At 42.0% G+C, this 15,265-nt stretch carries 9 protein-coding genes; all 9 read left to right on the top strand.

Features of this window, described 5'->3' with window-relative positions; genetic code table 11:
* Positions 1–68: 68 nt before the first annotated feature.
* The 9 genes from DW251_RS11850 (at position 69) to DW251_RS11815 (ending at position 14,807) form a co-directional block, all read left to right on the top strand.
* Positions 69–515, top strand: a complete 447-nt coding sequence (locus tag DW251_RS11850; protein WP_334304588.1) for a phage holin family protein — start codon at positions 69–71, stop codon at positions 513–515.
* A gap of 50 nt (positions 516–565) precedes the next feature.
* Positions 566–1,309 (top strand): glycoside hydrolase family protein, encoded by a 744-nt coding sequence (locus DW251_RS18340; RefSeq protein WP_243034941.1) that lies wholly within the window; start codon positions 566–568, stop codon positions 1,307–1,309.
* An 8-nt stretch (positions 1,310–1,317) separates the two neighbouring features.
* Positions 1,318–1,689 (top strand): hypothetical protein, encoded by a 372-nt coding sequence (locus DW251_RS11840; RefSeq protein ID WP_118301251.1) that lies wholly within the window; start codon positions 1,318–1,320, stop codon positions 1,687–1,689.
* A gap of 12 nt (positions 1,690–1,701) precedes the next feature.
* Positions 1,702–3,270: a hypothetical protein gene (locus tag DW251_RS11835; protein WP_118301250.1), complete on the top strand. Its 1,569-nt coding sequence runs from the start codon at positions 1,702–1,704 to the stop codon at positions 3,268–3,270.
* On the top strand, positions 3,257–4,210 hold the full coding sequence (locus tag DW251_RS11830) for a tail fiber domain-containing protein (protein WP_118301249.1): 954 nt from the start codon (positions 3,257–3,259) through the stop codon (positions 4,208–4,210). The genes DW251_RS11835 and DW251_RS11830 overlap by 14 nt, the downstream gene beginning before the upstream one ends.
* The gene (locus tag DW251_RS11825; RefSeq protein ID WP_118301248.1) at positions 4,197–5,138 is read left to right on the top strand and encodes a tail fiber domain-containing protein; all 942 of its coding nucleotides are present in this window, start codon (positions 4,197–4,199) and stop codon (positions 5,136–5,138) included. Before DW251_RS11830 ends, DW251_RS11825 begins: the two co-directional genes overlap by 14 nt.
* Positions 5,138–5,314 (top strand): hypothetical protein, encoded by a 177-nt coding sequence (locus DW251_RS17975; protein WP_178440093.1) that lies wholly within the window; start codon positions 5,138–5,140, stop codon positions 5,312–5,314. The genes DW251_RS11825 and DW251_RS17975 overlap by 1 nt, the downstream gene beginning before the upstream one ends.
* 2 nt (positions 5,315–5,316) lie before the next feature.
* Positions 5,317–6,588, top strand: a complete 1,272-nt coding sequence (locus DW251_RS11820) for a DUF3597 family protein (protein WP_118301247.1) — start codon at positions 5,317–5,319, stop codon at positions 6,586–6,588.
* Positions 6,589–6,863: 275 nt separating this feature from the next.
* Entirely contained in the window at positions 6,864–14,807 is a 7,944-nt protein-coding gene (locus tag DW251_RS11815) for a hypothetical protein (protein WP_147352230.1), read from the top strand.
* Positions 14,808–15,265 lie beyond the last annotated feature (458 nt).

Below are 15,265 nucleotides of genomic sequence, written 5' to 3'. Positions count from 1 at the left end.
CCAAAACTCTGGAAAAAAGTAACAGAAAAGTGGTTAAAGGAAAATCCAGAGAAAAGTGAGTGAGGTAAATGAAGTTGGAAAGATTTAAAGCAATATTTATCACTATAATGAGTGCAGCATTTGCCTATCTTGGAGTATTGGCAGTACCGGTGTTTGCTCTCGTAGCACTGAATTTTACTGATTATATAACCGGAATAGTTGCATCGAAGTATCGTCAGGAACATGTGACAAGCTACAAGGGGATTCGAGGCATTTGTAAAAAAATCGGAATGTGGATCCTGATCGGTGTAGGATGGCTCATGGATAGGATGATCATATATGCAGGACAATATATAGGGTTGGACATAAAAATACCGTTTGTGATTGCTACCGTAGTAGCTGTTTGGCTTATTTGCAATGAGATCATATCCATCCTAGAGAATTTACTTGATATTGGTGTTGCTATGCCTCCGTTCCTGATGCCGCTTGCAAAAGCAATTAAAGGTCAGGTCGAAGACAAAACAAAATTGGAGTGACACATCTTTAGGCTTAGGATATCCTAAGCCTTTTTTAATAGGAGGTACACATGAAAATTTCAGAGAATGGTTTGAAACTGATAAGAAGCTTTGAAGGATGCAGATTAGAAGCTTATAAGTGCCCGGCAGGAGTATGGACCATTGGTTGGGGACACACAGGAAATGTAAAAGCAGGTCAGAGGATTACACAGGCAGAGGCAGATAAGATGTTGACGGATGATATGGGACCATATGAGCGCAATGTAGACAAATATGGAACGAAATACATGTGGAATCAAAATGAATTTGATGCCCTGGTATCATTTGCATACAATGTAGGATCTATAGATCAGTTGACAGCAAAAGGAACCAGATCGCGGGCTGAGATATCAGAAAAGATCCTGGCATATAACCGCGGTGGTGGTAAGATTTTGGCTGGCCTGACCAGAAGAAGACAGGCAGAACAGAAGCTATTTTTAACTCCAATAAGCGAACAAAAGAAAAAAGGATGGCAGCAAGAGGATGGAGATTGGAAGTATTACCTCGGAAACGGGGAGCCTGTAAGAAATGACTGGTATTGGTACGATGATAAATGGTACTGGTTTGATGGTGCAGGAAGAATGGTCAAGAATACCTGGTATAAATACAAAGATAAATGGTATTACCTTGGCGCGGATGGAGCTATGCTGACCGGTCAGCAAACTATTGATGGGAAATGGTACGTGCTGAATGAAGATGGAGCTATGGTTACAGACCCGGTAACTTTAACCCCTGACCAGGATGGAGCGCTTACCTGGCCGGGACTGAAAGAGTAGGTGCTTATATGACAGTAAACGATTTGATTAGTGATATCACATCTTTAAGAGGGCAGCAGTATGGTACAGACATGATCATGGGATGGATCAATGAAATTGAGGGACAGGTCATTGAAGAAGTAATCAACCGGGCGGAAGGATATAATCTGGAATTTATTCCAATGGAATATGAAAAAGACCAGGATAAAAAATTAAGTATTCCGGATCGGTTCAAGGATGTCTATGTTAATTATATGCTTTCAAAGATTGATTATCACAATGAAGAAACTGAACGCTATAACAATGACGTTGTAATGTACAACTCCGCTTATGATGCATATGCTGCATGGTTCAGGCGCTGCAATCGGGCAAAAAAAGCACCGTTATTTTCCAAATTTTAAGGAGGAGCTTTAATGGGACGATTACCAATGCTGACAATGACACCGAGAGGGGACAGCAAACAGATAGGATCATTTGGGGGACTGAACAAAGGTCTTGTAATTGGAGAAAATGAGTTTTCGGACATGAAAAACATGTCTTCAGATGTTTTCCCGGCGATAGCGGTCAGAAAGCCAAGAGGAGAAATCCTGAAAAGTTTATCAAAACCTCATGGGATCATTTATAAAAATGGTTTGGCCTATGTGGATGGGACAAAGCTGTATTACAAAGATAAAGAAATTGCAACAGTCCAGGATACAGATAAGCAGCTGGTGAGTTTGGGAGCCTATATTGTGGTATTCCCGGATAAAATTATGTATAACACATCCACTGGAGAAAAGACAGCATTAGAGGCTTCCTGGAGCCAGGCTGCAACAGCAACATTTGCACAGACGACAACCGGAAGTACCATGGTAAAGATTAGTTGTACCGGAATCGGAAAGCAATTTAATCAGTTTGACGGTGTGGAAATATCCGGTTGTACAAACAGTAGCTTTAACAAGACTACGGTGATTCAGGAAAAAGCAGATGACTACATTGTGATCATAGGTGATCTATCATCCAGCTTTACTCAGGAATCTGGGCTAAAGCTTACCAGAAAAGTACCGGATATGGATTATATTTGTGAGAATGGCAACCGCTTGTGGGGCTGCTCCAGCGCAAATCATGAGGTATATGCAAGCAAGCTGGGAGATCCAACAAACTGGAATGCGTTTGAAGGGATCAGTACAGATTCGTATGCGGCTACAGTTGGATCAGATGGAGATTTTACAGGCTGCCTGTCTCATATGGGATATGTGCTGTTTTTCAAGGAAGATACGATCCATAAGGTTTATGGAGATAAACCAAGTAATTTTCAGATCAATACATCATTCCCGGTCAGAGGTGTTGCAAAAGGGTGTGAGAAGACAGCATGTGTTGTAAATGAAACATTATTGTATGTGTCCAGGAGCAATGTATGCAGTTTTGACGGAGCGTATCCGGAATCTGTATCGGATGCACTGGCAGAGGTACGGTTTCAGGGCGGTGTGGCTGGTCAGCATAACGGAAAATACTATGCATCGTTACAGGATGTATCAGGGCAGTGGAATATCTATGTGTATGATTTAAAAAAGGGTATGTGGCACAAAGAAGATGATATGCAGGCTTTGTTTATGGCATACGGAGAAGGACAGCTATACTGTGTTGATTCCACAGGAAAACTTTTTACAATCAGCGGTTCAAGGGATGAGCAGATAGAGTGGATGCTAGAGAGCGGAGACCAGTTGGATGAAAGTGTGGAGTATAAGTTCTTAAAAAGACTGCTTTTTAACTTGAAACTGGATCCGGGAAGTGAAGTGGACGTATTTATAAAATGCGACAGTGAACCAGAGTTTGAAAAGAAAATTTCTTTTACTTCTCAGGGATATAGAACGCAGGTGCTTAATATAACCCCAGCCAGATGCCAGAGATACCGGTTCCGTCTGGAAGGAAAAGGACCGGCAGTTTTGATTGCTATGAGTAAATATATAGGATATGGGAGTGATATTCATGGCAGTATTTAAACCCATGATTATTCAGAAAAATGAAACAGACATAGGAAAAGTTGTACGGCAGTTATACCGGTTTAGTGAGGATCTCAAATATACGATTTCAAATTTGAGCCTGGAAGATAACATTTCAAATGATGTTTTAAATTCTATTACGGATAGAAACAACAAAGTAAGAAAAATCCAGTTTTCAACGGATGCGCTGAACATTGAATATGATGATTATGCTTCATCTGTACAGACTAAGTTATCCCAGTCTTCGGAAAGTATTCAGTTGTTGGTAGCAACAGGGAACGTTGTCCATGAAATGCTTACCAGAATGGAGATGTATGGAGAATATATCCGACTAACTAGCGGACACCTGATTATCGATGCCCAAAATATGAAGTTAGATAAGCCTGGAAATGCATATTTTTCTGGAAATATAACGGGTGGATCTATCAACATCAACAATCGTTTTGCAGTATCTCCTTCCGGCGATGTGTACATAGATGATGCTCTGACTACAACTACCTTAAATCCTGCGAAAGCTATCGTGGCTGCTAATATGGAAATTTACAATGATGATGATTACATCAACGTTATTGGGAAAGCAGCTACATGCAGCGAACTTTATGTGTCTGAAAATCTGAACTGCCGGAAGGTGCGGTACACGTCAGACAAAAGGAAAAAACAATGTATTAAAGATATTGAGAAAGCGGATTTTGCTGGACTGATACCGGTATCGTATTCTTTTCGAGATTCAGGCAATAGGGCGATAGGATATATTGCACAGGACGTCTACCTGACACAGGAGAACGGAAAAAATGCTTTAGGGGTAAATCGGTCGGGTAAATATTTAGAACTGCCGTATGTGGCTTATAGTGCGTTGTACGCAAAAGGAATACAGGAGAATCAGAAAAGAATAAACAAATTAAAAGAGCAGATCAAGAAGGTGAGAGATGTCAAGCTTTAATATGCCTGCGTTAGGTGGGCAAGATCAAAATATGAAAAAAGTTTATAGCTATATCCAAATGTTGAATGAACAGCTTAGATATAGCTTGAGCAATATAACTCCGGAAGACAATTTTGCAAAAGATTCTTTTCTTAAGTACCAGGAAACAGATGAATCCATTAGTCAATTGGAAGTAACTATGAATGGATTTATCAGCCAGTTTACCAATCTGAAAGAAAGCACGGAAACTAGCATCAGGGTGTTGAATGGTCAGATTGCATTGAAAGTGAGCAAAGATAAACTGTGTTCAGAAATATCAGCAACATCAGATGCTATTACATTTAAGACAGGATATCTAGTTATTGATACGAATAACTTCAAGCTATACAAAGATGGAACGGCTTCATTTAGTGGAACGATCAATGGTGGATCTATCAATATAAATGATAAGTTTAAAGTATCATCTTCAGGCGCAGTGAGTGTAGATGCCATAACCTATGCAGACACGATCACTACACAGGGACTTCTGTATACAAATTATATGCGAATATCAGGGAACGCGGATGTCAGTGGAACGCTGACTGCAAATACAGTAACGGTATCTGGTGATGTGTCATGCGAAACACTGTATGAAAGATCAGATAGGAGATTGAAGGAAAATATCAAAGAGATTCCGGATGAAATAGCCTTAAATTTAGTCTTGGGAATGAGACCGGTTACTTTTAAGTTTAAAGATTCCGATCAAAGGTCAATGGGATTAATTGCCCAGGAGCTGGATGCACTTCAGAAAAAGCTTGGAACAAATCTTCCTTTGGTAGATCATTCCGAAGAATACTTATCAATTCCATATGGAAACAACAGCGTATTATTTGCTGGAGCAATAAAGGCGCAGCAAAAGGAAATCAAAGAATTGGAAAAAGCTTTAAAAGAGATTAAGGAGGCAGCTTAGTGAAGATTGTTTTTGAAGAAAGTGATATTAATACAGCACTGATCGCATTAAATCAGTTAAAAGTTGAGGGAGTAACACAGGCAGGGATTCTGCTTACAATCAATCGAATGCTCCAAAATGGAGAAAGAATGGAATCTGAGACTAAGGACCAGCCGGAAGATAAGAAAGGGGAATAAGTATGGCAGTTGCATCTATTGTTGATTATTTGAAAAGCCGTAACATGGACAGCTCTTACGGAGCCAGAAAAAACCTTGCATCTCAGTATGGAATTACTGGATACAGCGGAACTGCACAGCAGAATATGTCACTGTTGAAGTCATTGCAGCAGCAGTCTCAGAAATCACAGGCAGCGGGGCAGCAGAGTAATGCCAACAACCAGAATCAGAACGTAACAATTACACCGGTGAGCGATGATGGCAAGACCGGACCGGGACATCCGGCGGCTACATACTTGACGGATTATAACTATGAAAAGTTTTCGCCATCTGCACGGACAACGGATTATGCTGATCGATTGGATGAAATTGAAAATAATAAGCCGGATGAATACTATAGCAAGTATCAAGGAACAATTGATGGGATCATTGATAATATATTAAACAGGAAGTCATTTGACACGAATAGTGTATATGATTCAGATCTGTATAAAAACTACCGGGAACAGTATATCCAGCAGGGACAGAAAGCCATGAGGGATACCATGGGAGCAGCAACAGCGGCTACAGGTGGTTACGGATCCACTTATGCACAGGCAGCAGGACAGCAGGCGTATGACAATTACCTGAGCCAGCTGAACGATAAGTCATTTGACATATATGACCGTGTATATCAGCAGTATCTGAATGAAGGACAGGAGCTGTATAACCGTCTGAATGCAGTAAATAACCAGGATAACATTGATTATAGCAGGTATAGAGATAGTGTAAATGATTACTACAATGATCTAAATTATTACGCTGGACGATATGATAGCTCATATAACCAGGATTTTGGAGCATATCAGACAGACCTTTCTGCGCAGCAGTGGGCGGAACAGTACGCATACCAGAAGACCCAGGATGCACTTGCACAGCAGAACTGGCAGACCCAGTTTGATTATCAGAAACAGCAGGATGCATTACAGCTGGAATTGCAGAGACAGCAGTTGGCGGCATCACTGGCTAAAAAAGCATCCGGAGGTTCGTCTGGTAGATCTTCAAAGGGATCCTCCAAGAAGTCTAGTAGCACTAGCTCGGATCTTGCAAAGTATGTTGAGGATGCGAAAAGATTGATTGAAAGTAAGGATGGACATGGACGCACCAATTATAGCATAGCACAGGTAATTGAATATGTTGCAGATCAGTACCCGAGCTTGACTGATAGCCAGATTAAAAAAGTAATCACACAGGCCGGTGGTGATTACGATAAAGGTTTAAGAATACTGAAACAGGTAACTGACACGGATAAGTAAACAAGGAGGCAACTTTGGGGACTTCATTATCTAGCATATTAAAAAAGAAAAAAGTTTTAGAGAACAACGATGATACTTATGAAAGTGAATCGAATAGCACGGTAAGCGGCATACCATCATTTGAAGAATCTCAAAAAACAAGAAAAAGCGATTTGAGAAGCTTGCTGCAGGCTAAAAAAGATAAAGAGAAACTTGTTGAATTACAAAACGAGCAGAAAAGACAAGAAAGACAGGACTGGTTGCGCAAGAGTTCAACCAGTCAGCATACAACAGCCATGACAGATTTTATCCGGAGCGACAGGGAAAAAGTCGCTGAGAGTTCTATCCCCATGGCTGATGCGGTAAAACAGTACAACCAAATAAAGCAGCAAAAGTGGATGTTAAATGAAGCACAGTACGAAAACGACCTTTTACAGGAATACCGCAAAAGAAAAAGGATAGAAAAAGAGCAGCAGGAAGCTAAGGATAAGGTCGGATTTCAAGACGGAGATACATTCATTCAGTATACTGACATTCCTCAACAGAAAGATTTTGCGGATACTGTTAAAAAGGCAAAAGAGAATGCCGCAAAAGCGAATGATCAGTATGCTTTTATGTACAATAACAAAAAGCTGCCATTCGGGGATAAGGGTCTAACGATTGGTGGCAAAAAACTGACATTAGGAGGAAAAGAAAGCAACCCGGTTGAAAGTTATGTCAATACATTCGGAGATGGAAAGAATGTATTTGGTAAAAGCTCTGTTCTGGATATAACAAGCGGCCAGGATAACGCTAAGAGTCCATTAAGAAGATATGCTCTATTAAATGATTCAGAACGCGATATTTACGACTATCTTTTTGAACGCCAAGGTAAAGACACGGCAGAAAAATACCTGGATTCCATACAGGGAGAATTAAACCAGAGGGGTGCAGAGGCAAACTACGAACACAACAATCAGTACAAGGGACCGATTAAAACCATAGTAAATACAACCCAGTCGATTGGTGCAGGTATGCAGAATGCAGTAGAAGGCATTAAATCAATTCCCGATTTTGCTATGGGGACACGCAAAAACGCAATGCCTACAGAATCAGAGTTATCCCAGACCAAAATGCTTGAAAATGCCGGGACAATTGACGGGTTTACATATAAGATGGCCAATGCAATCGGAAACATGATCCCCAGTATCATTGTAGGCGGGGCGGGTGGTCCAGCGGTATCCAGTGCAATATTTGCGGCGCAAACAGGCGGACAAAGTTACCGGCAGGACATCATGGACGGCAGACCGGTAGAGGGCGCCCAGGTCAACGCAGTTCTTACCGCAGCAGATGAAACAGTTACAAATCTTTTGCTCGGCGGAATCTCACAGTACGGCGGCGGATTTATCAAAAAAACACTTGGAAACACCAAGGTAGCACAAGCAGCAAAGCAAGGGATCACATCGGCCTTAGCAAAGAACCCGGCAGTAAGACGTGCTGTATTAGGCGTGATAAACTACGGTTCAGATATGCTTTCAGAAGGCACCCAGGAAGCTGTACAGGACCTCACAGAATCTATCCGTAAACATTTCATCTACGGGGATGAGCTGGATCTTACAGGAGATCTCACAGATCCGCAGACGTGGGAAGATTTTCTCTTAGGTGCGGCAACAGCTGGAATCATGAACGCACCAGCTACCATAGCGAACAATGTTGCAATCAACAACTATGGGAAAAATCTGGATGTTGACTATAGGGATTATTCTGAAGGGATAGATACAGACCAAACCCACTACACCAATCCGGCGGATGCGAAAGAGGCCCAGGGTTTACAGCGTATGGCAGAAGAGTATGCCGCTATGCAGAGGCAGGGCAAATTTGTTAACAATCGCGATAAAGCAGAGTATGACATGCGTTTATGGGAATGGCAAAACCGAATGGCAGAAGAACAAAAAGGCCAGGACGAACAGACACTTCAGGCCCAGGGACAACCGACTCAACCACAGGAACAGGCAATTCAATCACAGAAACAGGCCTCTCAAAATCAGGAATACACCAATCGAAGCCAGCAAGAAAACCAGGCAGAGCCTACGGCACAAGAGACAATCCAGAACTCAGACGTCAAACGACCGACAGAGCAGAGCGTACAGCCGGAATATGAATCCACCCCACTAGAGCGCCAGGATAACCAGATCCAAGAAGAACACCAGACCGATTCACCAGAGAAGCCTTACGCAGCACCCAAAGCCACTCAGGAGCAGCCACAGGCCACAGCAGCACACAATTCTGAACAGGATACAATAAACGCCCAGGAAAACGAACACAGAAACCCTCAGAGCAACTTTGAAGCAGAGGATAATGTTAAGCTCTCGGACCAGGAATCAACGGAGTATAAGTCGCACTATGGCAAATATGGCGGTGACGCCCTGCTAAACACATATGATGGATCCGTAGACGTATCCACATTCAACAAAGCATTTGGCCGTGCTTATGATGCGGGTTACAACCAGATCGATCTGGACACAGCTACTCACTCGGCCTTAATGTCTCTTTTATCCGATCAGCAGATAGAAGCTGCCTACCGTGCCGGTATCCAGGATTATAACCTGGACAACCAGGTCAAACCTAAGTACACGCAGGGACAGATCAAAGAGGGCGGTTTAGGCACTGTATCCGACTATGCAACACAGGATCAGCGCAATGTAGCGGAGCATATAGGAAAGAAAACAGGCCTTAAGATTAATCTGGTAGACAATCTTTCACAGGAGAATGCAACAGCCTCATATAAACCGGGAGAGATTACCATAAACATCAACTCCGAGGATTTTAACGGATCTCTTTCTCACGAACTGACGCATTTCATTAAAGATACGGCCCCAGAATCTTACCGCCTGTATCAGGAGATCGTGACAGAAGCACAGATGAAGGCAACCGGAAAAGCCTGGGAAGATTTAGTAGAATCATACACCAACCGCTACAAGGATGCCGGGCAAGACCTCACCCGTCAGCAGGTAATGGAAGAGATTGCCGCAGATGCGACACAGAAATTCTTGAACGATCCGGATTTTATCGACCAGGTAGTAAAAAAAGATCGCAATTTAGCCCAGAAGATCATTGATTTCCTGTCAGATGTGATCGATTCGATCAAGAACCTGATCAAAACCGGCAGCACCCGTGCAGCAGCAAAGAATCTGGAACAGGATGTACAGATGTATGAAGATGCCCGCTATGCTTGGCTGCTTGGTCTGGAGCAAGGCAGCAAGGACTATAAAGCAGGTAAAGAAAGAGCGGATAACATCATGCAAAGCAGCAAGTATGAATTAAATCAGTTTGGATTTGAGGAATACGGAGAGAAAGAGAAAGGCTGGTGGAAAAATAACGACAGTATCATAATATGCAACACAAAACAAGATATTGCAGATTTTTACCGCGATCATGTCCACAAAAAACCATATGCAAGATTATATATTGGAAAAATAGGTCCAGAGCTCGCGCAACGGATTTACAAAGACACAGGAGTCAATACAGAAAATTTAAATGTTGCCATTACAAGCGAGTTTGAAGATAGCCATAGCAATCCAGAAAAAGAAAGATCGAGAGGGCAGACACCGGTAACGCCGGAGATACTATCAAGACTTCCGGAAATTATATCAAGCTACGATAAGGTAGAAAATACAACCAGTTCCAAAGATAGAAAACCAGTTCTGAAATTCGAGAAGGATATTAATGGAAAAAATGTTGCCGTAGAATACGTTAGAAGCAAGAAAGGAATGCTTGAGCTGCACACAATGTATGCGTGGGAAAATAAAAATAGCAGGAGTGTATCCACTACGCTTACAATGCCAGAAAAAACTGACCCGTACAGAACGTCCGAAACGTATAGCGTCATTACTCCTGCTACTAAGGACAATATACAACCAGGTACAGAAAAAAGCAAGACTCGTTTCCAGCTGGATGATGTAGACGATACTATGAGTGAACGTAGAATTCAGGCATTGCAAGACCAAAATGAGGCTTTAAAACAGGCGAATGATCTTCTGGAGCAGCAGTTTAAGTTGACAGACAAGGATGCAGTGCGGACCGAGGATATCAAAAAAGTTGCAAGAAATATCCTGAAAGAATATGGCAGTAAATATTCAAGTGAAATATTGGAAAGAAACCTGTCTAAACTCTATCAGTATATCCGTGGTGCTGGCCAAGTGGATGGACAGGCTATTACAGAAGCTGCAACCAGCATGGGCAAAAGTATTCTGGAAAAGTCAGTGCAGAAAGATACAGAACTAACGGAACACTATAAGGATCTGAGAAAGCAGATTAAAGACACAAAGATTGCAATCACAGACCAGGACAAGGCAGATTTGGCTTCTGTGGGCGGATATAATGAATTTAGAAAACGCTACTTTGGAAAGATGAAAATGGGGGCAGATGGTATCTCAATAGATTCTCTGTACCAGGAGTTGCAAGGACAGTATCCGGAACTTTTCCCGGCAGACGTGACACATCCGGCGGATGAGCTGGTTGCGATAGCATCCGCTCTGGATCAGACAGCTCCACAAATTAAGAACCCATATGCCGCCAATATGGATGAAATGGCATATATGGTAGGACAGGACATCTTATCATCATATTTTGATGTGAGAAAACCAAGTGCGACGTTTGCTGATAAAAAAGAGGCTCAGATGCAAAAATTGCGCTGGCAGTATCAGCAGAAGATAAGAGACTATAAAAATGATTTGAAATCAAAGTATGATGAAAGCCTTAAACAGATTAAAAAGCAGAACCTTGAAGAAAGCGCACGCCTGGCAGAACAGTATAAAAACCTCACGGAAGCAGAGCGAAAAGAGCAGAGGGAGTATTATAAAAAAAGGATGGATGATCTGCGAAACAGCAAGAACCAGGAATTGGCTGCCATGCAGCAGAGGAGCAAAGAGCGGATCAAGTCATTGCGGGAGAATCAGCAGAAAAGAGAAGATAAGAGACAGATCATCAAAGAAAGAAAAAAATTACAGAATTGGTTGCTGAAACCGACTGATTCAAAGCATATTCCAGAGGGACTGAGACAATCTGTAGCGGCTTTCCTGAACAACATTGATTTTTCTCCAAATGATGAGGATAGTGAGATCAAAACCCAGCGAAAAGAAGACTGGAAAGCAGCCCAGGATGCATTTAAGGAGATCCTGGATAATGGCGGTGTTTATGTGGACCAGAAGACTGGTGATACCATGACCATGGATATTGACCCAGATATTGCACAGCGCATTCAGGAACTAATTGAAAAAACAAAGGGAATTGATAAATTAGATAACTTGGATGCATATAGCATGGGTGAGCTTAAAAAGACAGTTATGGCTATGAAAAAGGCTATAACAGAAGTAAATGATCTTAAGAGCAACAAAAAATCTGGAGAACTGAGTATTCTGGCAGATGGAGTGTTTAGGGATCTGGAGCAGAGGCGGAATAAGGTGGAGTATGTAGGACCTGCGGGAATGGGAGATAAACTGTTGAATTATGACATGTTGGATCCGCAGACCATGTTTGGAAAAATGGGAGACAACATGAAGTCCACCTATGATGCATTGCGTAACGGACTGGATAAAAAGACAGAAAAATTGAGATCTGCTCAGGAATATGTGGATGATATTGTGGATAAGTATGGAATCAAGCCTAAAGAATTGCGTGAATGGACGGGATCAAATGCCAAGACTCAGCATTTTAAGACATCGAGAGGTGAGATTGATCTTACAGTAGCCCAGGTGATGTCGCTGTATGAGTTAAACAAAAGAAGCCAGGCCAGAGGCCATATGTATGATCGAAACGGCGGTATTAAGCAGGCGCCGGTAGTTGGAAAAGCCAAATTGGAAGGAACGACTTATACACCGGCACAGATCAAGAAGAATTATCGCCCTGTAAAGGTTACGGCCGCAGATGTAGAAACGATCACAAAGACTTTAACACCGGCGCAGCGTGCTCTTGCGGATGGATTGCAGCAGTTTATGGGAGATCAGTGTGCAGCCTGGGGAAATGAAGTAACCATGGACATGTATGGTTATGAGAAATTCACAGCAAAGAATTATTTCCCAATTAGCACAGATAAAAACTATGTGGCAACCAGGCAGGGAGATGCGGGAAATAAAGCGTCAACCATTAAGAACATGGGAATCACCAAGAGCACAACCCCATATGCGAATAATCCATTGATTATTGAGGACATCTTTGATGTGTTTAGCCGCCAGGTTGATAACATGAGTACATATAATGCCTATGTAATCCCACTGTCAGATCTTAATAAGGTGTACAATTATAAGGACACCAGAGGAATGACTGAGTTTGGATCATCTATTAAAGAAGAGATAGAAAGGACCTTTGGAAAGCAGGGAAATGATTATATCGTCAAGCTGGTTTCAGATATCAACGGGACAGTAAATAAAGATAAAAGCATAGCCAGCCAACTGGTCTCAAACATGAAAGCGGCTTCTGTAGCTGGAAATCTGCGTGTAGCTGCCCAGCAGCCAACAGCTTACATAAGAGCTAGTATGGAGATCAATCCTAAATATCTTGCCAGAGGCGCGACGACCATCACCAGAAAAGGCCAGTGGGACCTTATATGTAAATACGCCCCTATTGCGCAATGGAAAGATTGGGGATTTTACCGCATGGATACCAGCCGACAAATGAAAGATATCATGTTTAACACCGACAGTACAAAGCAGCGGTTTGTTAATGCAACTATGATCTTGGCAGAAAAAGGCGATCAACTGGCCTGGAATCGCCTATGGAGAGCTTGCGAATACGAGTGTATGGATCAGCATCCGGATCTGAAAGAAGGCACGGAAGAATTTTACGAGCGGGTAGGCAAGAGATTTAGCGAAGTTGTAGACAAGACACAGGTAGTTGATTCAATCTTACATCGTACTCAGATTATGAGAAGCCAGAGCGAAATCAATCAGCTGGCTACCAGCTTCATGGCTGAACCGCTAAAAACTTATGATATGCTCTACCGCGCTGCAACAGATGTAAAAACGAAGAAAGAAGGCTCGAAGAGCAGAGCAGTACGCGCCGCAACTGTATTTGTCCTTACCGGTGTAGCCACGTCAATAGCTGCATCAGCGGTTGATATGCTCAGAGATGATGACCGAGATAAGAACAGCAAGGAAAAGTACATAGACAGCCTTAAATCAAACATTTTCGATAACCTGAACCTTTTGAATAACATCCCATGGGTGAAAGAAATTCCCTCCATTATTGCCGGATACACGCCAACCAGAGCGGATCTGTCTGGCTTTGAGGATATGATATACGCTTGGAATCAGATTAAGAAGTTAAAAGACGGCACAAGTAAGTATACACCACAGTACGTAGCTGTATACACGGCTCAGATGGCGAGCAAGCTCACCGGAATCCCGATTAAGAGTCTTACAAGAGACATGGGAGCTGTCATTGATTCTATTTTTGATTCAGCAGGAGGCAAAGCGGATTATACATGGCTGAAACAAAAGTACGACATGGGAAGCAAAGAAAATCTTGAGATGTATACAAAAATGATGATCCAGGCTCACAGAAACGGAGATCAGGATTTCCAGAAGAAAATCAAGGATGATCTTAACAAAGCGGGAATTGATAACGATACGATAACAAACAAGATTAAAACGGTGATCAAATCAGAGTTAATCGGCAAAGATTCTGTAAATCCGCTGGTAGAGGCGGCGGCCCAGGCAAAGCAATCATATGACCTGGAAGCTTACGAGGATGCGGTAAGTCAGCTCACATCCCAGGGATATGCCACAAAGATCGTAAAATCCGCCATTGATGCCAGGATCAAACAGTTAGAAGGAAAAGAAGAGATTGACTGGGAGGCAGAGGTACAGACAGAACCGGATAGCCTGTATGGAGATATCCTGACGGATCAGGGTGCATCAGAGGATAGTAGCAGTGTAAAATTCTATAGCAATTCGGATCTTCTGGCAGCAATAGGCCAGTATGATAATAAAAATGCTAAATCTCTGGATCCTTTTAAAAAGATGGCAGATGCCATTGTAAAAAGTAAAGTGGATGAAGGAAAGACACAGAAAGAGGCTGCAGGTTCGATTAAAACATCCATTACGAGTCATTATAAGCCTTTATGGATTGCAGCCGACAGAAAAGGCAGAGAAGAGATCCAGAATGTCCTTAAACAGCTTAAGGTAAATGGAAAGGCATTGTATACCGGAGAGGATTGGACGAATTGGAATAAGGCAGCAAAAAAGAAGCAAAAGAAGCAGTAGGAATAGGGAGGACCAGGTATCAAAAAAAGTACCTGGTTTTTTCTATGCAATAGTAATTTAGAAATGGTCTTACCAGAACAATACTATTATCAAGGCAGCTCAACCGATGGAGTAATTATTTCTAAAAAAAAGCATAAGTTAATTATCTGTAAGCATGATGGAGGCAGTAGTTACTTAATGGGTCTTGTAACTAATGGCAGTTTTGTTTCAATTTTAGGAAATGGAAATGATTTTTCTGTAACAGTTAAAAATAGAGAAATAACTGTAATAAGCACTGCGCCATATTGGTATGTGTTACTTATATGATCAATTTTACTCATGCGTCAATATAAAATCTCTATTGGATATAACGATGCATTCATCCCAAATACCCATTCCAGTAATTGATAAACGCGCTACCTTTCCCACACTATTGCAAACCACTTTATATGTAGACCGATTTGCAAGAACAGTGGCAT

Source organism: Clostridium sp. AM22-11AC (assembly GCF_003473545.1).
Classification (GTDB): domain Bacteria; phylum Bacillota; class Clostridia; order Lachnospirales; family Lachnospiraceae; genus Enterocloster.
This window is presented reverse-complemented; position numbering and strand designations above follow the sequence as displayed.